The organism is Dinoroseobacter sp. S124A (assembly GCF_049801015.1).
Lineage (GTDB): Bacteria > Pseudomonadota > Alphaproteobacteria > Rhodobacterales > Rhodobacteraceae > Dinoroseobacter.
Genome location: NZ_JBNAGD010000008.1, coordinates 31,008 through 52,794 on the forward strand (window position 1 = coordinate 31,008; position 21,787 = coordinate 52,794).

Below are 21,787 nucleotides of genomic sequence, written 5' to 3' on the forward strand. Positions count from 1 at the left end.
ATCTGACAGCTCTGAGCTGAGCCCGGACCCGGCGGGTCGGGGCCTATGCACTTGGGCTGTATCCGTTTTCAGCCGCAGGCGAGGTTTTCATGCACAACAAATTCACCGTGGTGGCCCGGGTCCGGCCCGGCCAGCAGGGCGCGCTTGTCGCGATGCTCAAGGACAATCACTACGTCTTTCCCGGGGCTGACACCGATGATTTCGGGTTTCAGGACATGCCCGAGCTGCATTTCGCGTCGCTCTGTCTCTACGATGATCCCACCGATGGCTGGTCGCTGCTCTTTGAGCACAACGTGGATGGCGAGATCGGGGATCACCTGCGCCAGCTGATCGCCACGGCGGAGGCGCGGGATGGCGGGGCGTTCCTTCTGGGGCTCTACCGGCTTTGCGAGGGGTTCGAGGATGGCACGCTGCACCAGCTTCATGGCTATATGTTCAAGCGGGTTCACAGGCCCGCGGCCGGCTTCATCTCGGCGGTGAACATGTCCCGCGAGCAGATCCTGCTGGATGCCGCGGTCTATGAGGTGGTCGATCGCACCCTGGGTGAGGCGGGTGTGCCGCTGGACGGGGCTGCGGCGCAACAGGCCGTGCTCGCCGCGCTGGACGCGGATGCCGAGACACAGGAGCGGTGGCACAGCCTCAGGGATCCGGGCGTCGAGATGGATTTCGCGGGCAAGGCCAAGGCCGTGGCGAGCTTGCTCGGGCACGGGATCGGGTTTCTGGGGCTCGCGTTGATCAACCTGATCCCCGAACGGACCGCGCGGATGGATCAGGCCCGGCCGGATCCGGATCTGCGCCGGTCCCTTGAGATCGGCGAAGACCTCGTGCCCACCAATCACATGCTGAGCGTCGTGCATCTGCATACCGATGCCGGGCGGCAGATGGCCAAGCGCATGTCCTTCGGCATTCTGCGACAGCTTGTGGCGCTGATCTTCAACAAGAGCTTTCTGGGCGAGATCAACACGATCCATTTCGCCCATTGGGCCTTTGCCAATGACAAGCGCCGCCTGATCTTCGTCAGCAATTATGACGGCTCATGGCGCAGTTATCTCGACGACTTCACGCTCAAGGCCAGCAACGGTCTGAACCTCGCCTGGGCCCATTCCACGGGCTTTCCCAAGACATGGGCGATGCTTTGGGGCGGGGCCTCCATGGGGCCGGAATTCATCGATTTCGCGCGCCGGTCCATGTATCCGACCCTGGTCTGGTACAACGCCTATCCGACGCTGAGCGTGACGAATATTGCCCGCAACCGCGCCCTGCGCGCGGCCCTGAAAGAGGCCCGCAAGGGCAGCACGACCACCGCCTGGCTGGAGCTTGTCTGACATGGAATATCCCGATCTCAGTGTGAGCCCGAACATCCAGGGCATCTTCTTTCGCGGCTATACCAAGCTCGATCAGGCGGCATATGGCTTCTTCAAGGTCACGGACCGGGCGGCGTTTCAGCGCTGGCTTGACGGGATGCTCGCGGGCGGGCGGATCACCTCCGCCGCCGAAAAGCAGCCTGCGGACAGCGTACAGAACCGCATGAACATCGCTTTCACCGCTCCGGGCCTCAAGGCGCTCTTGGAGGATGGGTTTCTCGGCGAGAGCTATGACCATTCCTTCACCGGGGGCATGGTCGCGCCGGAACGGAGCCGGATCCTCGGCGATGTGGACGCCAATGACCCCCGGCACTGGCATTGGGGCGGGCATGACGAGATCCACGGGGTGCTGATGTCCTTTGCCCCCACCAAGGAGGTCGCGCGGGACGAGCTTCTGGCCTGCCTGTGCGCCAATAACGGCGCCGACTGCGTGCATCACAGTTTTGGCGGGCTGGAGCGCACCCATAAAGAGCCCTTCGGGTTTCTCGACGGGGTCAGCCAGCCGGTGGTTGCGGGGACGCCGCGCGAAACCTTCCTCAAGCGCGAGCGGCCGAAGGAGGCCAAGCTGATGGTCGTGCCGCCGGGCGAGCTGATCCTCGGCTATCCCGATGGCACGGGCAAGCTGCCCGAGACGCCCGCGACCAGTGCCGGGCTCGACCCGGACGGGATCCTGCCGCCGCATCCGACATGGAACGAGCGCCGCGATTTCGGCAAGGATGGCTCCTATCTGGTGTTCCGCACGCTGGAGCAGCATGTGGACGCGTTCTGGGACTATGTGAACGAGGTGGCCACGGGCGAGGAGAATGACACGCCCATCGATCTGGCCGAGAAGATGGTGGGGCGGGGCATGGATGGGCGCGCCCTGGCTCCGAACCCCGATGCCGAGAACAACAATAACAGCTTTGATTTCACCGATGACCGGGACGGAAAATTCTGCCCCATCGGCTCCCATGTGCGGCGGGGTAACAACCGGGCGGTGAATATCCGCAACGAGAAAGTCTCGCTGGATGTCACCCAGCGCCACCGGATCCTGCGCCGCGCGCGGATTTACGAGGAAGAGGGCGAGACCGGCCTGCAATTCATCTGTTTTCAGGCCTCGATCGTGCGGCAGTTCGAGTTCATGCAATCCACATGGTGCAACAACGCCTTCTTTCAGGGGCTGCAAAAGGAGGTCGACCCGATCATCGGCACCCCGCGCGCGCCCCGGGGCGGGGTCGGGCCCGTGGACCGGTTCACCATCCCGCGCACGCCCTATCGCCGGGTGCTCAAGAGCGTGCCGCAATTCGTCACCGTCAAGGGCGGGGCCTATTTCTTCATGCCGAGCCTCGACGCATTGCGCTTTGTCGCCCAGTCCTGCGCGGCGGCCACGGCGCTGAAAAGCGTTCCGCGCGCGCCGGAAGAGGGGCCCGCAGACGCGCTGTGACAGGGCAGACCGGGTTGGAGTGCCTGCCCGTGAGGCACGGGCGGGAACCGGCGTGCTTGACGTATGGGAAAGCTGGCGCACCGCGCGCAGGCTGCGCTTGACGGCCTTGGTGAATTGCGATCATCCTGATCGCATAACAACAAGTTTCCAACGGGAGTACTCATGAAACACTATATGACAGCGGCTGTGGTTGCGGCAGCAACTGCGATCGGCGGCGGCAACGCGACAGCGCAGGAAAGCTTCATTTCCATCGGCACCGGCGGTGTGACGGGCGTGTACTACCCGACGGGCGGCGCGATCTGCCGTCTGGTGAACCGGGGTCGCAAGGAGCATGGCATCCGCTGCGGTGTGGAATCGACCGGTGGGTCGGTGTTCAACATCAACGCGATCCGGGGCGGCGAGCTTGAATTCGGCGTGGCCCAGTCCGACTGGCAGTTCCACGCGTTCAACGGCACCTCCCGCTTCGAAGAGCAGGGTCCGTTCGAAGGCCTGCGCGCGATTTTCTCGGTCCATCCCGAGCCCTTCACGGTTGTGGCGCGCGCGGATGCGGGCATCGCGACCTTCGAGGATCTCAAGGGCAAGCGCGTGAATGTGGGCAACCCGGGTTCGGGTCAGCGCGGCACGATGGAAGTGCTCATGGGCGCCATGGGCTGGACCATGGATGACTTCACCGTCGCCTCCGAGCTTCAGGCGGCCGAGCAGTCCCAGGCGCTCTGCGACAACAATATCGACGCGATGATCTACACCGTCGGCCACCCCTCCGGCTCGATCCAGGAGGCCACCACCGCTTGCGACAGCGTTCTGGTGACTGTGGCGAACGACGCGGTGGACGGCCTTGTGGCGGACAACCCGTTCTACCGTACGGCCACCATTCCCGGTGGCATGTATCGCGGCTCGGACGAGGACGTGATGACCTTCGGCGTCGGCGCGACCTTCGTCAGCTCCACGGATGTGCCGGACGAGGTGGTCTACGAGGTGGTCTCGGCCGTCTTTGAGAACATCGACCAGTTCCGCGGTCTGCACCCGGCCTTCGCCAATCTCGACCCCAAGCAGATGGCCACAGCCGGTCTGTCCGCGCCTCTGCACCCGGGTGCCGAGAAGTATTTCAAGGAAGCCGGCCTGATCGACTAAGTCGGTCCGTCCCAAGATCGGCAGCTCCGGGTCTCGCACCCGGGGCGCCCTTTTTTCAGTCCCCGATTTTCAAGAGGCTGCACCGATGGCAGACAAACCCCCGCAGTCCGAGTCCGGCCGCCAGTTCACTGATGAGGAGCTGCAGGATCTCGTCGCCTCCACTGACAGTGGCGCCCGCAACCCGGCAAACCGCAATGTCGCCCTTCTGATCGCGGGGCTGGCGCTCGTCTGGTCGCTGTTCCAGCTCTGGATCGCGCAGCCGCAGCTCTGGTTTGCCGAATACGTCAAGGTGCTGAACTCGTCCCAGACCCGGCCCTTGCACCTGACCTTTGCCATCGTTCTGGCGTTTCTGGCCTATCCGGCCTTTAAAAGCTCCCCCCGCGACCGCATCCCGATCTTTGACTGGGTGCTGATCGCCGTCGGCGGGTTCTGTTCCTTCTACATCTTTTGGTTTGCGGACACGCTGGCGCTGACGGCGCGGTCGGGCCTGCCGACCCAGACCCAGATCATCATCGGCGCGGTCGGCCTGCTGACATTGCTGGAGGCCAGCCGACGCGCGCTTGGCCCGGCGCTGACCATCGTCGGATCGCTGTTCCTGCTCTATGCTTATATGGGCCAGGGCTGGCTGATCCCGAACCTGATCGAGCATGAGGGCCTGTCCTTTACCGCGTTGATGAACGCGCAATGGCTCGACACGGCCGGGGTGTTCGGCATCCCGCTGGGGGTCTCTACGGCCTTTGTCTTCCTCTTCGTGCTTTTCGGCTCGCTGCTCGATAAGGCGGGCGCGGGCAATTACTTCATCAAGCTCGCCTTTGCGGGCCTTGGCCACCTGCGCGGGGGTCCGGCCAAGGCGGCCGTGGTCGGCTCGGCCATGACCGGCCTGATCTCCGGCTCGTCGATCGCCAATGTGGTGACGACCGGGACCTTCACCATTCCCCTGATGAAACGGGTGGGCTTTTCCGCGGAACAGGCGGGCTCGGTCGAGGTCGCCTCGTCGGTGAACGGCCAGATCATGCCCCCCGTCATGGGGGCCGCGGCCTTCCTGATGGTGGAGTTCATCGGGATCTCTTACGTCGAGGTCATCAAGCACGCCTTCATCCCGGCGGTGATTTCCTACATCGCGCTGGTCTATATCGTGCATCTGGAGGCCCTGAAAAAGGACATGCCGGCGCTCGGCGAGGCCAAGAGCTTCGTCGGGATGATCGTCAAGTTCTTCGTCGGATTCGCCATTGCCGGTGTGGCGTTCACGATCCTGATCTACGCGGTCGGCGCGCTGAAGGCGGTTGCCCCGGCGCTGACCGGGCCGCTCATGGCGTTGGTGCTGCTGGCAGTCTATATCTGGCTCGTGGCCATCGCGTCGCGCCGTCCGGACCTGGAGGTCGATGACCCCAACGCCACCGAGATCAAGCTGCCCGAGGTGAAGGACGTCTACGCCACCGGTCTGCATTATGTGCTGCCCATCGTGGTGCTGGTCTGGTTCCTGATGGTGGAGCGTCAGAGCCCGGCCAAATCGGCCTTCTACGCGACATCGCTGATGATCTTCATCATCCTCACCCAGCGCCCGCTCAAGGCGTTCTTCCGGGGGGCTGCGGCCCAGGCGATGGAGGAGTTCAAAGGCGGGTTCCAGGATCTGATCGACGGTCTGATCGCAGGTGCGCGCAACATGATCGGGATCGGGGTCGCCACGGCGGCGGCGGGCATCATCGTGGCCACGGTCACCAAGACGCCCATCGGGACCGAGCTTGCCGGGCTGGTCGAACAGCTCTCCGGTGGGGTGCTGATCATCATGCTGATCCTCGTCGGGCTCTTCTCGCTCATCCTCGGGATGGGGCTGCCGACCACGGCGAACTACATCGTGGTCTCGTCGCTCATGGCGTCGGTGGTGGTCTCGCTCGGGGCGCAGGAAGGCCTGATCGTGCCCCTGATCGCGGCGCATCTCTTCGTGTTCTACTTCGGGATCATGGCGGATGTGACGCCACCGGTGGGGCTTGCGAGTTTCGCGGCCGCGGCGGTTTCGGGCGGCGATCCGATCAAGACCGGTTTCACGGCCTTCTTCTACAGCCTGCGGACCGTGGCCCTGCCGTTCCTCTTCATCTTCAACCCGACGCTGATCCTGTACGGGGTCGATCTGGGGACCTGGCAGGGGGTGGTCCAGGCCATCGGGGTCTTTATCGTGGCAACCTTTGCGATGCTGCTCTTTGCAGCCGCGACGCAGGGCTACTTCCTCGCCAAGTCGAAGATCCACGAGAGCCTCGCGCTCTTGTTGGTGGCCTTCACCCTGTTCGTGCCGAATGTCTGGCTCAACATGCTGCAGCCACCCTTCCGCGATGCCCCGCCGGCAGAGTTCGAACAGGTGGTCGCGGACGCGCAATCGGGCGATGCCTTGCGGCTGCTGATCCGGGGTCCTGACTTTAACACCGGCGAGGTCGCGGAGACCACGCTGTTGATGAAGATCGAGGATGGCTCGCTGGCCGAGCGGATCACCGCCTCGGGCCTGCTTCTGATCCCCGAGGGCGAGACCGTGCGGCTGGACGAGCCGTCCTTTGGTACGGAGACCGCCGAGATCCTCGCGGATTTCGACTTCTACGCGGATGAGCCCGTGGAGATCGCCTCGATCCAGGTGCCCCAGCGCCAGCTGCCCGAGCAGGTCTTCTACATCCCGGCGCTCTTGTTGCTGGGTGGCGTGATCGCCCTGCAGCGGCGGCGTCAAACCACGCCGGCCTTTTGAGAGGAGCCTCCCATGTTCAAGACACTGCTTTTGCCCGTGGACCTTTCAAGCCCGCAGAGCTGGGAAAACGCCCTGCCTGCTGCGCTGCGGCTCGGCAATTCGGATTGCGCCCTGCATATCGTAACCGTGGTGCCGGATTTCGGCCTCTCGGTCGTGGGGAGCTTTTTCGAAGAGGGGTTCGAGAAACGCGCCCTGCATGAGGTCGGCGAGAAGCTGACCGCTTGGGTGCAGGCGCATGTCCCCGAGGGGGTCGATGTGCATCCCCATGTGATGCATGGCCGGGTCTATGACGAGATCATCCGCGCCGCCGACCGGTTGGATGTGGACGCGATCGTTTTGGGCTCGCATCGCCCGGACATCGCGGATTACCTGCTTGGGCCCAACGCCGCGCGCGTGGTGCGCCACGCCAAGCAGTCGGTCTTTGTGGTGCGCGGAGACGGATAAAGACCATGGCTGGTCATGTCTTCGGGCGCAGTACCGCCGCGCTGCCCACCGCGGTTGCGGGGGCAGGGTGCTACATCATCGATGCCGAGGGGCGGCGCTATCTCGATGGTTCGGGCGGGGCGGCGGTGTCCTGTCTCGGCCATGACCACCCTGCGGTGCGCGCGGCACTGCATGCGCAGATCGACAAGATCGCCTTCGCGCATACGGGGTTCTTCACCTCCGAGCCTGCCGAAGGGCTCGCAGATGCGCTGATCGACTGCGCGCCTGAGGGGATCGAGCGGGTCTATCTGCTCTCAGGCGGGTCGGAATGCGTCGAGGCCGCGCTGAAACTCGCGCGGCAATACTTCCTTGAGGTCGGCGAACCCAAGCGTCACCGGATCATCGCCCGCCGGCAAAGCTATCACGGCAATACGCTGGGGGCGCTGGCCGCCGGCGGCAATGCATGGCGGCGCGAGAAATACGCGCCACTTCTGGCCGAGACGACCCATATCCCGCCCTGCTACGCCTATCGCGAGCAGCAGGAGGGGGAGAGCGCGGAGGCCTACGGCCTGCGCGCCGCCGAAACCCTGCGCGCCGAGATCGAGCGGCTGGGCCCCGAGACCGTCATGGCCTTTGTCGCCGAGCCCGTGGTCGGGGCGACCGCTGGCGCGGTGCCGCCCGCGCCGGGGTATTTCCAGCGGATCCGCGAGGTCTGTGACGCTTATGGCGTTTTGCTGATCCTCGATGAGGTGATGTGCGGCATGGGGCGGACGGGCACGATCTTTGCCTGCGAACAGGACGGAATCCGCCCGGATATTGTCACCATCGCCAAGGGGCTGGGGGCCGGGTATGCGCCCATCGGCGCCATGCTGGCCTCGTCGCGGATCTACGATGCCATCGCCGCAGGGAGCGGCAGTTTCCAGCATGGCCATACCTATCACGGCCACCCGCTGGCCGCCGCGGCCGGGGGGGCTGTGCTCGAGGTGCTGCGCGCGCCCGGGATGATGGACGGCGTGCGCGAGAAGGGCGCGCGGCTGCAGGCGCACCTGGAGGCGCGGCTCGGCCAACATCCCCATGTGGGCGATCTGCGGGGCAGGGGGCTGTTTCGCGGGATCGAGCTGGTTGCAGACCGCGAGACCAAGACCCCGTTCGACCCGAACCTCAAGCTGGGACCGAAGATCAAGAAGGCCGCCATGGCACGCGGCCTGATCTGCTATCCCGGCGGCGGGACCATCGATGGCAAGCACGGGGATCATATCCTGCTCGCACCGCCCTTCATCATCGAGGACATCCAGATCGACGCGCTGGTGGACATGCTTGCGGGGGCGATCGACGACGCGCTGGCGGCCTGAGGCAACTCACCCGCGCCACGTCTATGTCGGGAGGTGGGATCGGGGCCAGCGGAGCGCATCCGTTGACCCCGACCAAAGCTGCGCCTCAGGGGCCGACCAGTGTCGCAGCACCGCCAAACCTATCAGGCCGCGCGGGGCGTTTCTATCGCCAATGACATGGGGACTGCGTGGGGGCCTGTCGGGCGTTGTCCGTTCTGGACGGCCCGTGGCGGAGAGACAGGGATTCGAACCCTGGGTGGGCTTGCACCCACAACGGTTTTCGAGACCGCCCCGTTCGACCACTCCGGCACCTCTCCGCGAAGGGTCTGTGGCGGCTCGTTTAGCGGCGCGGCGAAGCGGGTGCAAGAGGGAATGGGCGATCCCATGCAGCGGGTTCACGCAATTGCGCAAATCCTGCATTGGAAACTCGGGCGCGGCTCCATATTTCTAGGGGAGCACCCTAATGGAGGTCCCATGCTGCGTCATGCCATCGCCCTGAGCGCCTGTCTCTCTCTCGCCCCGCTGGCCGCGCTGGCCTCGCCCCGGATCGACGCCCTGCTGGATGCCGTCGGCATGGAGCGGATGCTGGACCTGATGCGGGCCGAGGGCCTTGTCTATGGCGACGAGCTCGCCGCGGATTTTCTGGGCGGGCCGGGAGGCACATCCTGGGATGCGGCGGTGAGCGCGGTCTATGACACGGATCGGATGCGCGAGACCCTCAAGTCCGGATTCACCGACAGCTTCGACGAAGACATGCTGAGCCCGTTGGAGGCGTTCTACGGCTCCGAGACCGGGGTCGAGATCGTGGCGCTGGAGATCGCGGCGCGCGAGGCGTTTCTGGACCGGGATCTGGAGGACGCGACCAAGGCCCAGATCCCCGAGCTGCAGGCGAGCAATCCCGAGGCCTTTGATCAGGTGACGGCCTTCATCGAGATCAATGATCTGGTGGACCAAAACGTGGTCGGCGCGCTGAATTCCAACTACGCCTTCTATGTCGGGCTGATGGAGGGGGGCGGTTTTCCCAGCGATCTGAGCGAGTCGGACATTCTGGCGGATGTCTGGGGCCAGGAGGGCGAGATCCGCCAGAACACGACCGAGTGGCTCTATGCCTTTCTGCTGACCGCCTATCTGCCGCTGGAGGCGGACCGGATGGAGGCGTATCTCGACCTGTCACGTTCCGAGGCCGGGCAGGCCTTTACCCGCGCGCTCTTTGCCGGGTTCGACGAGATGTTCATCGAGGTGTCGCGCGGGCTTGGCATGGCGGCCTCGCGGTTCATGGCAAGCGAAGAGCTCTGAGCGCTCAGGGCCCCGACACCATCAGCGCCACGACCAGCGCTTCGCGGTCGGCCTCGTAAAGCGCGATATCCCCGGCCATGCGCGCTGTGACCAGCGCGCGTGTCTCGGGCGGAACCCGGGCCAGATCGAAACCCGTGGCGAGCGTCGGGCCGCCAGAGGCGCGAATATCGGCCAGAAGCGCAGGGTACTGGTCGGCGACATAGTCGGATACCTCCGCACGGCGCGCGCCATAGACCGCCTCCTCGACCGCCGAGACCGGCAGGGTCACGGGCCAGAGCAGGGGATTGCCCAGATGGTTCGCCTCGGTCCCGCAGGCCCCGAGCGCGACAAGACAGAAAAGCACGCGCATGGGCCGATAGAGCCCCGGAATAGCCTTGACTTGCAAGGGCGTGTCGAGGATAAGCCGCCATCCGCACCGGGCCCGTTCCGGTGGCGGAGCATTGAATGACGCCAAAGACAAGGCGCGCTGTTCGCGGCGATCCGGGGAACCGGGTCACGAACACCGGGGTTCCGGGGCCACAGGACGCGGTAGAAAATGAAGGAAGTTCATATGTTTGCGGTCCTCAAGACCGGCGGCAAGCAGTACAAGGTTTCCAGCGGAGATATCCTCCGTGTTGAGAAACTTGCCGCTGAAGCTGGCGACACAGTCCAGTTCAACGAGATTCTCATGGTTGACGGCACCGTTGGTGCGCCCCTCGTCGAGGGCGCCGGGGTGCAGGCCGAAGTGATCGAACAGATCAAAGGCAAGAAGGTCATCCACTTCGTCAAGCGCCGCCGGAAGCACAGCTCCAAGCGGACCAAGGGTCACCGTCAGCAGCTGACGCTGCTGCGCGTCACCGACATCCTCGCCTCCGGTGCCGATGCCTCTGGCGTCAAGGCCGCGATCGGCGCGGGCTCGGTCTCCAGCGCAGCTGTCGAAGCCGCCGCACCGGCGCCCAAGAAGAAGGCCGCCGCCCCCAAGGCAGAGGCCGCCGAGGCCCCCGCAGGCGCGGATGACCTCAAGAAGCTCTCGGGCGTTGGCCCGGCGCTGGAAAAGAAACTGCTCGAAGCCGGTGTGACCACCTTCGCGCAGATTGCAGCATGGACCGAAGAGGACGTGGCTGCTATGGACGAGAAACTGTCGTTCAAGGGTCGGATCGAGCGTGAAGGCTGGATCGCACAGGCCCAGGAACTGGCAAACAGCTGATAGGAGGCACACGGTATGGCTCATAAAAAAGCAGGCGGCTCATCCCGCAACGGCCGCGACTCCGCTGGTCGCCGTCTTGGCGTCAAGAAGTTCGGTGGCGAAGTCGTCATTCCGGGCAACATCATCCTGCGTCAGCGCGGCACCAAGTGGTGGCCGGGCGACAATGTTGGCATGGGCAAGGATCACACCCTCTTCGCGACCGCGGAAGGCAATGTCTCCTTCAAGAAAGGCTTCAAAGGCCGCACCTTTGTCTCCGTTCTGCCAGCCGCAGAGGCCGCTGAGTAAGCCGCTCCCAATTCAGGACCCAGGTTCCTGACGGACCGGCCTCCCAGGCCGGTCTTTTTCGTTTTGCGCCCCGTTTTTTGCAATCGCAGCATCGCGCTGCCCCATCAGGGTTCGAGGCTATGAGTGTTGCCATAGGCAGCTTCCTCGTTTTCGCTGCCAGTCAGGTCGGAACCCCCGGCCCGGCGAACATGGCGTTGATGACGACCGGGGCCCGGTTCGGGTTGCGGCGGGCGCTCCCCTTCGTGGCGGGCGTGATCGCGGGCAAGCAGCTGATCATCTGGCCCATGGGGTTTGGCCTTCTGGCGCTGGGGACCCAGCATCCGTGGATCTTCGAGACCCTGAAATGGATTTCGGCTGCCTATATCTGCTGGCTCGCCTGGCGGGTGACGCAAATCCGGTTGCAACCGGGCGCGCGGGGCGACGATGTCGCGGCCCCAGGCTTTGCCGCCGGGCTGATCGTGCACCCGCTCAACCCAAAGGCCTGGGCGATGATCACGGCGGGGTTCACGAGCTTTACCGACCCTGGAACACCGGCGTTTCAGGCAACTCTGGCGATCGCGCTTTGCCTGATCTCCTGCCAGATCCTGTTGCAGCCGCTTTGGGCCTGGGGAGGGTCCGCATTGGCGTCGCGGGTTGCTGGAACCCCTGCGGAGCGTGGCCTGATGTACGCGCTCGCAGGACTGACACTGGCCAGTGTGCTGTATGTTTTGTTCGGAGGAGGACAAGCATGACCATGGACGTGACCGCGCCCGAGAGCGTGCAGACCATCAATGCCGAGCGCTTTGTCTTGCGCCCGATCCGGCCCTCAGATGCCGGGCTCATGACGCTGTTTGCCAGCGACAAGCGCGTGGCCGAGGCGACGACCTCGATCCCGCATCCCCTGCCGCCCGGCGCGGCGGAGGCCTTTATCGCGCGGGTGCTCGCGCCCGAGACCGATGAGGTCGTCTGGGTGATCGACGCCTCGGATTTCGGCGGTGGAGAGCTCTTGGGCGTTCTGTCCCTGCAACGTATGGATCGCGGCCAGTCCGAGATCGGCTACTGGGTCGCGCCCGCCTATTGGAATGCGGGCTTTGCCAGCGAGGCCGTGGCGGCCCTCGTGGCGGCGAACCCCTTGGCGAACAAGACGATCTTCGGCTCGGTCTTTCAGGACAACCCGGTCTCGGCCCGGGTGCTGACCAATGCGGGGTTCGACTATCTCGGCGATGCCGAAGCCTTCTCCGTGGCGCGTAACGCCAAGGTCCGAACCTGGACCTATCTCAAACGGGTGGACTGATCCCATGCAGGCGCCGGGCCACATCGTGACAACCTCCCGGCTCCGCCTGCGCCCCGTGTTGGAGGCGGATGCCGATGCGATTGTCACGGCTATCAATGATTTCGACGTGGTGCGCTGGCTCTCCCGCGCGCCCTTTCCCTACACCCGGTCGGATGCGTTGGCGTTCATCGGCAAGAATGCAGGGCACGCTGGACAGGTCTGGATGATCGAGGATGCCAGCGGTCTGGTCGGTTGTATCGGGCGCAAGCGCGAATTCGGTTATTGGCTGGCCCGGTCTGTCTGGGGCCGGGGCTATGCGACCGAGGCCGGACAGGCGGTGCTCGACCTGCATTTCGCGGACCCCGCTGCGCCGGGCCTCCTGTCGGGGTATCACACGGGCAATGACCGCTCGGCCCATGTGTTGGGCAAGCTCGGGTTCACACCTTGCGAGGATCGCGAGATCCATGCGCTCGCCGTGGACCGCGTGGTGACCATCCATGGCATGTGGCTGGGCCCGGAGACCTATCACGCGACCCGGGGCGGAGGCACACATGGCTGACCAAGACCTACCGAACCTGCGCACCGCGCGGTTGCGCCTGCGTTCGCTTGAAATGCGGGATGCGCCGGATCTGGCCCGGATTGCCGGGGATCCGAGCGTCGCGCCGAACATCTTCGTGGCTACTGTGCCCTGGCCCCTCGCCGAGGCCGAAGCGTTGATCGCGCGCGATATGTGGCGCGGCGCGCTGGGGTTTCGGCTGGCGGTGCTGACCGAGGCGGGCCGGTTCATCGGGTCCATCGGGGTGAGTGCGCAGCCTCATATCTACTATTTCTTCGACCCCGCGGTCTGGGGGCACGGCTATGCACGCGAGGCGGTGGGTGCTGTCGCCGACGCGGTCATGGCCCGGTTCGACCTTCCGGTGCTCGGGGCCGAGGTCTTCACCGATAATCCCGGCTCGGGCAAGGTCCTCGAAGCCTGCGGCTTTGCCCATGTGGGGCAGGGTATCGCGACCTCGCGCGCCCGGCTTGAGCCCGCAGACGTGTTCCTGTACGAGCGGCGGCAACCCATAAAGGCAAAGACATGAAGTTCCTCGATCTCGCCAAAGTCTATATCCGCTCCGGTGGCGGCGGGGCCGGCTGCATCAGCTTCCGGCGCGAGAAATACATCGCCCAGGGCGGCCCGGATGGCGGCAATGGCGGGCGTGGCGGCGATGTCTGGGCCGAGGCGGTCGACGGGCTGAACACGCTCATCGATTTCCGCTACCAGCAGCATTTCTTTGCCAAATCCGGCCAGCACGGCATGGGCCGGCAGCGCACGGGCAAGGATGGCGACGACATCGTGCTGCGCGTCCCCGTGGGCACCGAGATCCTCGAAGAGGACGAGGAGACCGTGATCGCCGATATGACGACCATCGGCCAACGTGTCCTGCTCGCCAAGGGCGGCAATGGCGGGTTCGGCAACCTGCATTTCAAGTCCTCCACCAATCAGGCCCCGCGCCGGGCCAATCCGGGGCAGGAAGCGGTGGAACGCACGCTCTGGCTGCGCCTCAAGCTGATCGCGGATGCGGGCCTTCTGGGGCTGCCCAATGCGGGCAAGTCGACCTTTCTCGCAGCGACCTCCAATGCCCGCCCGAAGATCGCCGATTACCCGTTCACGACCCTGCACCCCAATCTTGGTGTGGTCGGGATCGACGGGGCGGAATTCGTGATGGCCGATATTCCCGGGCTGATCGAGGGGGCCCATGAGGGGCGCGGGATCGGCGACCGGTTTCTCGGCCATGTGGAGCGTTGCGCGGTCCTGCTGCACCTGATCGACGGGACCGCCGAGGACGTGGTCGCGGATTATCAGACGATCGTCCACGAGCTGGAGGCCTATGGCGGTGCCTTGGCCGACAAGCCACGGGTGACTGCCCTGAACAAGATCGACGCGCTGGATGCCGAAGAGCGGGCCGAGAAAGCCGCCGCTCTGCAGGCGGCCAGTGGCTTTCCCGTGCTGCAACTCTCTGGCGTGACCGGCGAGGGGGTGCAGGACGTGCTGCGCGCCGTCCGCCGCCGGATCGAGGGATCGCGGCAGGCCGAGATTGCCGCCAATCAGGAGCCCGAGGCATGGCAGCCCTAGAGACCGCGCGCTGCCTTGTCGTCAAGATCGGCTCGGCGCTTCTGGTGGATCAGACGAGCGGCGCACTGCGTCAGGACTGGCTCAAGGGGCTGGCGCAGGACGTGGCCGACGCACGGGCGCGGGGCTCGGATGTGATCCTCGTCTCTTCGGGTTCGATTGCTTTGGGGCGCCGGGTGCTCGGCCTCGGGACCGGGCCCTTGCCGTTGGAGCAGGCCCAGGCCGCCGCCGCCGTCGGCCAGATCCGGCTCGCCCGCGCCTATGAGGAGGTGCTCGCCCCCCATGGTCAGACCACCGCCCAGGTGCTGGTGACCCTTGAGGACAGCACAGATCGACGCCGGTATCTCAATACGCGCGCGACGCTCGGGACGCTGCTCGGCCTCGGGGTGACGCCGATCGTCAACGAGAATGACACGATTGCCACGGATGAGATCCGCTATGGCGACAATGACCGGCTGGCCGCACAGGTCGCGGTCATGGCCGGGGCGGATCAGCTGGTCCTTCTGTCCGATGTGGACGGGTTCTACAGCGCCAATCCCGCGATTGACCCGGAGGCGCGGCGCTTCGACGTGATCGACGAGATCACGCCCGAGATCGAGGCCATGGCGGGCGATGCGGTCTCCGGCATCTCCAAGGGCGGGATGAAGACCAAGCTTCTGGCCGCACGCACGGCGACCGATGCGGGCTGCGCCATGGCGATCACCGAAGGCTCGCGCCTGCGGCCCCTGCAGGGGTTGATCGACGGCGCGCCGGTCACCTGGTTCCTGCCGCGCACGGACCCGCTGGCCGCGCGCAAACATTGGATCGCGGCGATGAAACCGCGCGGCGAGATCACCGTCGATCCGGGTGCCCATGCGGCGCTGAGCCGGGGCAAGAGCTTGCTGCCCGCGGGGATCACGGATGTCTCGGGCCAGTTCGGGCGCGGTGACCCCGTGGCGATCCTCGGCCCGGACGGCCAGTCGCTCGGCAAGGGACTGACCCGCTACACGGCCGCCGAGGCGCGGGCCATTCGCGGCAAGCGCAGCGCCGAGATCGCCGATGTGCTGGGCTATCCAGGCCGTGCCGTGCTGGTGCACCGGGACGATATGGTCCTGTAAGCCAGCCGTTCCCATGGGACCGGACGAAGCGCCGGTCTTGCCCGAAACGGGATTTCCCCGTATCCCCAATGTTCAAATCAACCCCAGAGGGTCTGTCATGAAAGACTTTGCCGATATCCCCGCCCTGATGACTGAAATCGGGACCGCAGCCAAACAGGCAGCGGCGGAGTTGGCATTTGCCCCAGCCGCGCAGCGGGCCGAGGCGTTGACCAAGGCGGCGGATGCTGTCTGGGCCCGGCGCGACGAGATCATCGCCGCCAATGCATCGGATCTGGAATTTGGCCGCAACAAGGGGCTGAGCCCCGCGATGATGGACCGTCTGGCACTCGATGAGGGACGGATCGACGGCATCGTCCAGGGCCTGCGCGCCGTGGCGGCACAAGACGATCCCGTGGGGGCCGTGACCTCGGCCTGGGATAGGCCCACCGGGCTGAAGATCCGCCGGGTGCGCACACCGCTCGGCGTGATTGGCGTGATCTATGAGAGCCGTCCGAACGTGACCGCCGATGCCGGGGCGCTCTGCCTGAAATCCGGCAATGCGGTGATCCTGCGCGGTGGCTCCGAGAGCTTCCATTCCTCGTCGCTGATCCATGCCTGTCTCGTGGACGGGCTGCGCGCCGCCGGTCTGCCCGAGGCAGCGATCCAGCTGGTCCCGACCCGGGATCGGGCCGCGGTGGGCGAGATGCTGACCATGACGGATACGATCGACGTGATCATCCCGCGCGGCGGCAAGGGGCTTGTGGGCCGGGTGCAGGCCGAAGCCCGCGTGCCGGTCTTTGCCCATCTCGAGGGGATCTGCCACATTTATCTCGACCGCGACGCGGATGCGGAAAAGGCGCGCGCCGTGATCCTCAACGCCAAGACCCGCCGCACAGGGATTTGCGGGGCCGCGGAATGCGTTCTGATCGATCGCGCGTGGTTCGACGCAAACGGCGCGCAGGTCCTCAACGATCTGATCGCGGCCGGGGTCGAGGTGCGCGCGGATGAGACCCTGCGAGCGGTGCCGGGCACGGTGCCGGCGGTTGCCGATGACTATGGCCGGGAGTTTCTCGACATGATCATCGCCGCCCGCGTGGTCGATGGTGTGGATGGGGCGATTGCCCATATCCGGGATCATGGCTCGCAGCATACCGACTGCATCCTGACCGAGAATGACGCCACGGCGGACCGCTTCTTTCAGCGGCTCGACAGCGCGATCCTGATGCGGAATGCCTCGACCCAGTTCGCCGATGGCGGTGAGTTCGGGATGGGGGCCGAGATCGGGATCGCCACGGGCAAGATGCATGCACGCGGCCCCGTGGGTGCCGAGCAGCTGACCTCGTTCAAATACCTTGTCGAAGGGGATGGCACGATCCGGAACTGACCGGATCGTCGCACTGCCTCAGGTCTGGACCGACAGCGTCGTCTCGTCGGTCCGCACCACCCGGATCGGCCGCCCCGTGACCTGTCCGAGCTCGCGCAGCAGGGCAAATTGCACCTGCGCGGGCCGGAGGTGATCAAGGGGCGCTGTTCCCGCCAATCCGTTCCACAACATTTCATCAAAGGCAAAGCGCTGCGCCGTGCCCGTATAGACCAGTGCGCCCGGCTGTCCCGTGACCCGGATCGTGCCACCATAAGGCATCGCCGTCTCAAGGCATTGCAGGGTCAGGAAGGCCTTCTTGGCATCCGAGCGCAGCATATCCTCGGGCTGCCAGTCAATGACGAGACGCCCGCCCTGATAGCTGCCATGGAGCGCGCCGCGCAACTCGGCCCCCTTGATCATCTGATTGACCTGCGCATCGCCATAGGCAATCCGGAAAAAGCGGATCCGCGCATTCGCGCTTTCGACGCTCTCCGCGATCAGCGCCATTTCTGGCCCTTCGCTCGCGCCGGACATCTGCAACAGCTCCAGCCCATTGCCGATTGCCCCAAGCGGGCTAATAAGATCATGACAGATCCTGGATCCTATGAGCGCGCTGAGATCCTGCGCTTGGCCTGCCTGTCCCGGATCACTCATGATCGCCTCCAACGAAAGGATGCACCGCCATGTCAGAGATGAACGCGCTTCTGGAACCGGGCATGTTCGTGCGCAATCCCGACCAACCCGAGTGGGGGGTGGGGCAGGTGCAGTCAAACATAAACAGTCGCATCACGGTCAATTTCGAAAATGAGGGCAAAGTCGTGATGGACGCCACGCGCATTGCATTGGATCGGCTTTTTGACATGGAGTGACTTTCCTAAACCGACTACTTGTGAAGGTTAACAACAACCTGAGGTTGTGTCAACGAACCAAGACGCCGATCCGTTGCATGTTCTCGGGAATGCGTTAAAGAGCGTGCCATGTTGAGCCATACGCCCCGTTTTGATGTCACGTTGGCCGAGACCGCGGCGGACATGCGCGCGGCCCAGCGGCTCCGTTATGACGTGTTCGTGGACGAGCTTGGGGGCACCGGCGCGCTGGTCGATCACGCCGCGCGGCTGGAACGGGACGAATACGACACGATCTGCGAGCATCTTCTGTTGCGCGATCTGGCGCGACCTGCGGATGATCTGGACCGGGTGGTCGGGGTGTACCGGCTGCTGCAGGGCAAGCGCCTGCCGGCCGGACGGTCTTACTACTCCGAGGCAGAGTACAATCTGGACCGGCTCCGGGGCTCGGGCCGCAACCTGCTGGAGCTGGGCCGCTCTTGCGTCCATGCGGAATATCGCAGCGGACTGGCCATGATGGCGCTCTGGTCCGGTCTCGCAACCTATGTGGAGGAAAACGCGGTCGAGGTTCTCTTTGGCGTGGCCAGCTTTCACGGCACGGATATCGAGACGCTGCGCGCGCCGCTGTCCCTGCTGCACCATCGGCATCTGGCCCCCTCGGGCTTGCGGGTCTCGGCGCAGCCGGAGCATTTTCAGCCCATGGACCTGATCCCCGAGGCCGAGCTAGACATGGCTGCGGCCAGCCGCGCGATCCCGCCGCTCATCAAGGCCTATCTGCGGCTTGGCGGCGGCGTGGGCGAGGGGGCCTTCATCGACCATGCCTTCAACACCACCGATGTCTGTCTTGTCATGGACACCAATCGCATGTCCGCCAAACGCAAGGCCTTCCACACCCAGCGCGCCTCATGAGCACTTGGGACGGAGACGGACCGCCCCCCGCACCCCGCCGCTTTGGGTTTGCGGACTGGGGGCGGGTGGTGATACGCGGGCTGCCCATGGCGCTGGTGGTGTTTGGCGGGCTCGTGCTGTTGCTTCTGCTGCGCCTGGTTGAACGCCCGCTCTTTGGACTGCACCGCCCCCTCACGCCCCATATCACCACATTTGTGTGCCGCATTGCGCTGGCCCTGATGGGCTTGCCGCGACAGGTGACCGGCACCCCGCTGCGCGCCCAGGGGGCGCAGGTCGCCAATCACGCGAGTTGGCTCGATATCTTCGTCCTAAATTCCTGTCAGCAGGTCTACTTCGTCTCGAAATCCGAGGTGGCGGGCTGGCCCGGCATCGGATGGCTGGCACGGGCCACGGGCACGCTCTTCATCCGTCGCGACCGCAGCGCCACCGCGGATCAGGCGCAGGCGTTTCATGCGCGCCTGCGGGCGGGCCATCACCTGATCCTCTTTCCCGAGGGCACAAGCAGCGACAGCCGCCGCGTGCTGCCCTTCAAATCCTCGCTCTTCTCTGCGTTCTTCCAACCGGATCTGCGCGAGGACAGCGCGGTGCAGCCGGTGACGGTGGTCTATCACGCGCCGGACGGGGTCGATCCGCGGTTTTACGGCTGGTGGGGCGATATGGAGTTCGGCGGGCATTTCCTGCAGATGCTGGCCCAACCCCGCCATGGCCGCGTCGAGGTGATGTTTCACGACCCGATCCCGGTGCGCGCCTGCGCCAATCGCAAGGAGCTCGCCAAACGCTGCGAGGCCGTGATCCGGGCGCATCACCCCTGCGGGTCGGACCAGAGTGCGCGAACCTCGGACACGGACAGTCCGGCATCCCGATAGGCCGACAGGGCGCGCGCATCATCGCGCTTGGCCAGCCGTTTGCCCACCGCGTCGCGGATCAGGCGGTGGTGGTGATAGACGGGCACTTGCAGCCTAAGCAGCGCCTGCAGCACCACATGGATCGCCGTGGCCTCGAACAGGTCGCGGCCTCTCACCACATGTGTGATCTCCTGAGCCGCATCATCGACCACCACCGAAAGGTGATAAGAGGTCGCCATGTCCCGCCGGCAGAGCACCACATCGCCGACGCGGTCCACAAGCCCTTGGGGCGCGAGGGTGATCTCGCCCTGTTCGCCCGCTAGGCCCGCACCGGTCTCGACAAAGCGCAGTGCCTCCGGTGTGCAGCGCGCCACCGCCGCCGCCATATCCAGCCGCAGCACCGCGCCCAGAGGCCGGGGGCCCTTGCGGCAGCGCCCTCGGCAAGTGCCGGGATAGATCACCCCGTCCGGACCCAGCAGGGGCGCGCCCTCCTGCGGGGCGCGGGTTGCCTCCGCGATATCGCGCCGCGTGCAGGTGCAGGGATAGAGCAGACCGTCTGACCAAAGGCGGTCGAGCGCGGCGTCATAGGCCGCCTGTCGCTCGGACTGCCGCATCACCGGGGTCGGCCATGCCAGCCCGAGCCATGCCAGATCCTCATAGATCAGCGCCTCCCATTCAGGGCGCGCGCGGCTCTGATCGATATCCTCGATCCGCAAAAGGAAAGTGCCGCCCGCCGCCTCGGCCATCTCCGCCGCCGTGCAGGCCGAGAACCCATGGCCGAGATGGAGCGGACCGGTGGGCGAGGGGGCAAAGCGCGTCTTCATGGGGCGTTTCGGGGTGCGCGGATCACTCCGCCGCGAGCGGTTGCCCGAGCCAGTCCATCCAGGCGGCCTTGGCGCGGTCCGTATAGCCCTTGTAGCGCTCCTTGCGGCCCCGCCGCCCCCCGCGCACCCCGTCTAGGGGCGGGAAGAGCCCGAAATTCACGTTCATCGGCTGGAATGTCTTGGCCTCGGCCCCGCCGGTGATGTGATGGATGAGCGCGCCCATGGCGGTTTCCTGCGGTGGCCCCTCGACCGGCTGGCCGAGGATCTCGGCCGCGGCCATCCGACCGGCAAGCAGGCCCATGGCGGCACTTTCCACATAGCCCTCGACCCCGGTGATCTGACCGGCAAAGCGCAGGTTGGGGCGTTTGCGCAGGCGCATCTGCGCATCCAGCAGGGTCGGCGAGTTGATAAAGGTGTTGCGGTGGATCCCGCCGAGGCGGGCAAAGCGCGCCTCCTCCAGCCCCGGGATCATCCGGAGCACGTCTTTTTGTGCGCCGTATTTCATCTTCGTCTGGAACCCGACGATGTTGTAAAGCGTGCCGAGCGCATTGTCCCGGCGCAGCTGCACCACCGCATGGGCCTTGATGTCCGGCTGGTGCGGGTTCGTCAGGCCCACGGGCTTCATCGGGCCATGGCGCAGGGTCTCGCGGCCCCGCTCGGCCATCACCTCGATCGGCAGGCAGCCGTCGAAATATCCCGCCGTCTCGCCCGGCTTGAACTCGGTCTTCTCGGCGGCCAGCAGGGCATCGATGAAGGCCTCGTACTGGTCGCGATCCATGGGACAGTTGAGATAGGCGGTCCGCTCTTCCTCGGTCTCGCCTTTGTCATAGCGCGACTGCATCCAGGCCTTGGACATGTCGATACTGTCGAAATAGAGGATCGGCGCAATGGCGTCGAAGAAGGCGAGGCTTTCCTGTCCGGTCTCGGCGGCAATCGCCTCGGCCAGCGCGCCCGAGGTCAGGGGCCCGGTTGCGATGATCCAGGTTCCGTCCTCGGGCAGGGCGGTGATCTCATCCCCATCGAGGGTGATCCTCGGATGGGCCAGAAGCCGCTCGGTCACTGAGGCCGCGAACGGGTCGCGGTCCACGGCCAGCGCGCCACCGGCGGGCAGGGCGTGGCGGTCCGCCATCTCCATGATCAGACCGCCTGCGGCGCGCATTTCCCAATGCAGGAGCCCCACGGCGTTCTGCTCGTCATCATCGGAGCGGAAGGAGTTCGAGCAGACCATCTCGGCCAGATGCCCGGTCTTGTGGGCAAAGGTGCCGACCTTGGGCCGCATCTCGTGGATGACGACATTGACGCCCATCTGGGCGGCCTGCCAGGCGGCTTCGGATCCGGCCATGCCGCCGCCGATGATGTGGAGTGTGTGATCTGCTGTGCTCATGGGCCTCGA

Annotated in this window: 23 protein-coding genes and 1 tRNA gene; 19 read left to right on the forward strand and 5 right to left on the reverse strand. The window is 65.5% G+C overall.

Annotated elements, in window-relative coordinates:
* Positions 1 to 89: 89 nt before the first annotated feature.
* The 6 genes from ACP15I_RS17825 to ACP15I_RS17850 all read left to right on the forward strand — a co-directional run bounded on the left by ACP15I_RS17825 (position 90) and on the right by ACP15I_RS17850 (position 8,421).
* A complete protein-coding gene (locus tag ACP15I_RS17825; RefSeq protein ID WP_424976115.1) occupies positions 90 to 1,325 on the forward strand; it encodes a hypothetical protein in 1,236 nt (411 codons plus the stop codon).
* A gap of 1 nt (position 1,326) precedes the next feature.
* Positions 1,327 to 2,787, forward strand: a complete 1,461-nt coding sequence (locus ACP15I_RS17830) for a Dyp-type peroxidase (RefSeq protein WP_424976116.1) — start codon at positions 1,327 to 1,329, stop codon at positions 2,785 to 2,787.
* A gap of 162 nt (positions 2,788 to 2,949) precedes the next feature.
* Positions 2,950 to 3,918 (forward strand): TAXI family TRAP transporter solute-binding subunit, encoded by a 969-nt coding sequence (locus ACP15I_RS17835; protein WP_424967262.1) that lies wholly within the window; start codon positions 2,950 to 2,952, stop codon positions 3,916 to 3,918.
* An 85-nt stretch (positions 3,919 to 4,003) separates the two neighbouring features.
* On the forward strand, positions 4,004 to 6,646 hold the full coding sequence (locus ACP15I_RS17840) for a TRAP transporter permease (RefSeq protein WP_424976117.1): 2,643 nt from the start codon (positions 4,004 to 4,006) through the stop codon (positions 6,644 to 6,646).
* Positions 6,647 to 6,658: 12 nt separating this feature from the next.
* Positions 6,659 to 7,090 carry a universal stress protein gene (locus ACP15I_RS17845; protein ID WP_424967264.1) on the forward strand — a complete coding sequence of 144 codons (432 nt, stop codon included), beginning with the start codon at positions 6,659 to 6,661 and terminating at the stop codon, positions 7,088 to 7,090.
* 5 nt (positions 7,091 to 7,095) lie between these two features.
* Positions 7,096 to 8,421 (forward strand): aspartate aminotransferase family protein, encoded by a 1,326-nt coding sequence (locus ACP15I_RS17850; protein ID WP_424976118.1) that lies wholly within the window; start codon positions 7,096 to 7,098, stop codon positions 8,419 to 8,421.
* A 206-nt stretch (positions 8,422 to 8,627) separates the two neighbouring features.
* Here the strand turns inward: ACP15I_RS17850 and ACP15I_RS17855 are convergent.
* A tRNA-Ser gene (locus ACP15I_RS17855) sits at positions 8,628 to 8,717 on the reverse strand.
* A 157-nt stretch (positions 8,718 to 8,874) separates the two neighbouring features.
* Here ACP15I_RS17855 and ACP15I_RS17860 point away from each other — a divergent pair.
* Entirely contained in the window at positions 8,875 to 9,696 is an 822-nt protein-coding gene (locus ACP15I_RS17860; RefSeq protein WP_424976119.1) for a DUF2059 domain-containing protein, read from the forward strand.
* Positions 9,697 to 9,700: 4 nt separating this feature from the next.
* Here the strand turns inward: ACP15I_RS17860 and ACP15I_RS17865 are convergent, their stop codons facing one another.
* On the reverse strand, positions 9,701 to 10,045 hold the full coding sequence (locus tag ACP15I_RS17865) for a hypothetical protein (RefSeq protein ID WP_424976120.1): 345 nt from the start codon (positions 10,043 to 10,045) through the stop codon (positions 9,701 to 9,703).
* 201 nt (positions 10,046 to 10,246) lie between these two features.
* Between ACP15I_RS17865 and ACP15I_RS17870 the strand changes: the two genes are divergently transcribed.
* From ACP15I_RS17870 to ACP15I_RS17910, 9 genes are all read left to right on the forward strand, one after another.
* Positions 10,247 to 10,882, forward strand: coding sequence for a 50S ribosomal protein L21 (locus tag ACP15I_RS17870; RefSeq protein ID WP_424967498.1), 636 nt, complete (start codon positions 10,247 to 10,249; stop codon positions 10,880 to 10,882).
* Positions 10,883 to 10,897: 15 nt separating this feature from the next.
* Positions 10,898 to 11,167, forward strand: a complete 270-nt coding sequence (rpmA, locus tag ACP15I_RS17875; protein ID WP_424967268.1) for a 50S ribosomal protein L27 — start codon at positions 10,898 to 10,900, stop codon at positions 11,165 to 11,167.
* Between the two features lie 119 nt (positions 11,168 to 11,286).
* The gene (locus ACP15I_RS17880; protein WP_424967269.1) at positions 11,287 to 11,898 is read left to right on the forward strand and encodes a LysE family translocator; all 612 of its coding nucleotides are present in this window, start codon (positions 11,287 to 11,289) and stop codon (positions 11,896 to 11,898) included.
* Positions 11,895 to 12,440 (forward strand): GNAT family N-acetyltransferase, encoded by a 546-nt coding sequence (locus tag ACP15I_RS17885; protein WP_424976121.1) that lies wholly within the window; start codon positions 11,895 to 11,897, stop codon positions 12,438 to 12,440. The genes ACP15I_RS17880 and ACP15I_RS17885 overlap by 4 nt, the downstream gene beginning before the upstream one ends.
* A 4-nt stretch (positions 12,441 to 12,444) precedes the next feature.
* Complete coding sequence (locus ACP15I_RS17890; RefSeq protein ID WP_424976122.1) at positions 12,445 to 12,978, forward strand: GNAT family N-acetyltransferase; 534 nt, start codon at positions 12,445 to 12,447, stop codon at positions 12,976 to 12,978.
* On the forward strand, positions 12,971 to 13,501 hold the full coding sequence (locus ACP15I_RS17895) for a GNAT family N-acetyltransferase (protein ID WP_424967272.1): 531 nt from the start codon (positions 12,971 to 12,973) through the stop codon (positions 13,499 to 13,501). Before ACP15I_RS17890 ends, ACP15I_RS17895 begins: the two co-directional genes overlap by 8 nt.
* Positions 13,498 to 14,535, forward strand: a complete 1,038-nt coding sequence (obgE, locus tag ACP15I_RS17900; protein ID WP_424976123.1) for a GTPase ObgE — start codon at positions 13,498 to 13,500, stop codon at positions 14,533 to 14,535. Before ACP15I_RS17895 ends, obgE begins: the two co-directional genes overlap by 4 nt.
* Complete coding sequence (gene proB / locus ACP15I_RS17905) at positions 14,523 to 15,629, forward strand: glutamate 5-kinase (protein WP_424976124.1); 1,107 nt, start codon at positions 14,523 to 14,525, stop codon at positions 15,627 to 15,629. Before obgE ends, proB begins: the two co-directional genes overlap by 13 nt.
* Before the next feature lie 97 nt (positions 15,630 to 15,726).
* Positions 15,727 to 16,992 (forward strand): glutamate-5-semialdehyde dehydrogenase, encoded by a 1,266-nt coding sequence (locus ACP15I_RS17910; RefSeq protein ID WP_424976125.1) that lies wholly within the window; start codon positions 15,727 to 15,729, stop codon positions 16,990 to 16,992.
* An 18-nt stretch (positions 16,993 to 17,010) separates the two neighbouring features.
* Here ACP15I_RS17910 and ACP15I_RS17915 read toward each other — a convergent pair whose 3' ends face one another.
* Complete coding sequence (locus ACP15I_RS17915) at positions 17,011 to 17,625, reverse strand: histidine phosphotransferase family protein (RefSeq protein WP_424967276.1); 615 nt, start codon at positions 17,623 to 17,625, stop codon at positions 17,011 to 17,013.
* A gap of 29 nt (positions 17,626 to 17,654) precedes the next feature.
* On the opposite strand from ACP15I_RS17915, the gene ACP15I_RS17920 reads away from it, so the two are divergent.
* From ACP15I_RS17920 to ACP15I_RS17930, 3 genes are all read left to right on the forward strand, one after another.
* The gene (locus ACP15I_RS17920; RefSeq protein ID WP_424967277.1) at positions 17,655 to 17,840 is read left to right on the forward strand and encodes a DUF3553 domain-containing protein; all 186 of its coding nucleotides are present in this window, start codon (positions 17,655 to 17,657) and stop codon (positions 17,838 to 17,840) included.
* 108 nt (positions 17,841 to 17,948) lie between these two features.
* Positions 17,949 to 18,725: a GNAT family N-acetyltransferase gene (locus tag ACP15I_RS17925; RefSeq protein WP_424976126.1), complete on the forward strand. Its 777-nt coding sequence runs from the start codon at positions 17,949 to 17,951 to the stop codon at positions 18,723 to 18,725.
* Positions 18,722 to 19,591 carry a lysophospholipid acyltransferase family protein gene (locus tag ACP15I_RS17930; RefSeq protein ID WP_424976127.1) on the forward strand — a complete coding sequence of 290 codons (870 nt, stop codon included), beginning with the start codon at positions 18,722 to 18,724 and terminating at the stop codon, positions 19,589 to 19,591. Before ACP15I_RS17925 ends, ACP15I_RS17930 begins: the two co-directional genes overlap by 4 nt.
* Here the strand turns inward: ACP15I_RS17930 and gluQRS are convergent.
* A complete protein-coding gene (gene gluQRS, locus ACP15I_RS17935; protein WP_424976128.1) occupies positions 19,528 to 20,394 on the reverse strand; it encodes a tRNA glutamyl-Q(34) synthetase GluQRS in 867 nt (288 codons plus the stop codon). The two genes, ACP15I_RS17930 and gluQRS, sit on opposite strands and share 64 nt — an antisense overlap.
* 22 nt (positions 20,395 to 20,416) lie before the next feature.
* Positions 20,417 to 21,778, reverse strand: coding sequence for a methylenetetrahydrofolate--tRNA-(uracil(54)-C(5))-methyltransferase (FADH(2)-oxidizing) TrmFO (gene trmFO, locus ACP15I_RS17940; RefSeq protein ID WP_424976129.1), 1,362 nt, complete (start codon positions 21,776 to 21,778; stop codon positions 20,417 to 20,419).
* Positions 21,779 to 21,787 lie beyond the last annotated feature (9 nt).

Bases quoted from the DNA above. Each gene is read 5' to 3' on its own strand.
- ACP15I_RS17825 (WP_424976115.1), top strand. From the start codon at position 90: ATGCACAACAAATTCACCGTGGTGGCCCGGGTCCGGCCCGGCCAGCAG.
- ACP15I_RS17830 (WP_424976116.1), top strand. From the start codon at position 1,327: ATGGAATATCCCGATCTCAGTGTGAGCCCGAACATCCAGGGCATCTTC.
- ACP15I_RS17835 (WP_424967262.1), top strand. From the start codon at position 2,950: ATGAAACACTATATGACAGCGGCTGTGGTTGCGGCAGCAACTGCGATC.
- ACP15I_RS17840 (WP_424976117.1), top strand. From the start codon at position 4,004: ATGGCAGACAAACCCCCGCAGTCCGAGTCCGGCCGCCAGTTCACTGAT.
- ACP15I_RS17845 (WP_424967264.1), top strand. From the start codon at position 6,659: ATGTTCAAGACACTGCTTTTGCCCGTGGACCTTTCAAGCCCGCAGAGC.
- ACP15I_RS17850 (WP_424976118.1), top strand. From the start codon at position 7,096: ATGGCTGGTCATGTCTTCGGGCGCAGTACCGCCGCGCTGCCCACCGCG.
- ACP15I_RS17860 (WP_424976119.1), top strand. From the start codon at position 8,875: ATGCTGCGTCATGCCATCGCCCTGAGCGCCTGTCTCTCTCTCGCCCCG.
- ACP15I_RS17865 (WP_424976120.1), bottom strand. From the start codon at position 10,045: ATGCGCGTGCTTTTCTGTCTTGTCGCGCTCGGGGCCTGCGGGACCGAG.
- ACP15I_RS17870 (WP_424967498.1), top strand. From the start codon at position 10,247: ATGTTTGCGGTCCTCAAGACCGGCGGCAAGCAGTACAAGGTTTCCAGC.
- rpmA (WP_424967268.1), top strand. From the start codon at position 10,898: ATGGCTCATAAAAAAGCAGGCGGCTCATCCCGCAACGGCCGCGACTCC.
- ACP15I_RS17880 (WP_424967269.1), top strand. From the start codon at position 11,287: ATGAGTGTTGCCATAGGCAGCTTCCTCGTTTTCGCTGCCAGTCAGGTC.
- ACP15I_RS17885 (WP_424976121.1), top strand. From the start codon at position 11,895: ATGACCATGGACGTGACCGCGCCCGAGAGCGTGCAGACCATCAATGCC.
- ACP15I_RS17890 (WP_424976122.1), top strand. From the start codon at position 12,445: ATGCAGGCGCCGGGCCACATCGTGACAACCTCCCGGCTCCGCCTGCGC.
- ACP15I_RS17895 (WP_424967272.1), top strand. From the start codon at position 12,971: ATGGCTGACCAAGACCTACCGAACCTGCGCACCGCGCGGTTGCGCCTG.
- obgE (WP_424976123.1), top strand. From the start codon at position 13,498: ATGAAGTTCCTCGATCTCGCCAAAGTCTATATCCGCTCCGGTGGCGGC.
- proB (WP_424976124.1), top strand. From the start codon at position 14,523: ATGGCAGCCCTAGAGACCGCGCGCTGCCTTGTCGTCAAGATCGGCTCG.
- ACP15I_RS17910 (WP_424976125.1), top strand. From the start codon at position 15,727: ATGAAAGACTTTGCCGATATCCCCGCCCTGATGACTGAAATCGGGACC.
- ACP15I_RS17915 (WP_424967276.1), bottom strand. From the start codon at position 17,625: ATGAGTGATCCGGGACAGGCAGGCCAAGCGCAGGATCTCAGCGCGCTC.
- ACP15I_RS17920 (WP_424967277.1), top strand. From the start codon at position 17,655: ATGTCAGAGATGAACGCGCTTCTGGAACCGGGCATGTTCGTGCGCAAT.
- ACP15I_RS17925 (WP_424976126.1), top strand. From the start codon at position 17,949: ATGTTGAGCCATACGCCCCGTTTTGATGTCACGTTGGCCGAGACCGCG.
- ACP15I_RS17930 (WP_424976127.1), top strand. From the start codon at position 18,722: ATGAGCACTTGGGACGGAGACGGACCGCCCCCCGCACCCCGCCGCTTT.
- gluQRS (WP_424976128.1), bottom strand. From the start codon at position 20,394: ATGAAGACGCGCTTTGCCCCCTCGCCCACCGGTCCGCTCCATCTCGGC.
- trmFO (WP_424976129.1), bottom strand. From the start codon at position 21,778: ATGAGCACAGCAGATCACACACTCCACATCATCGGCGGCGGCATGGCC.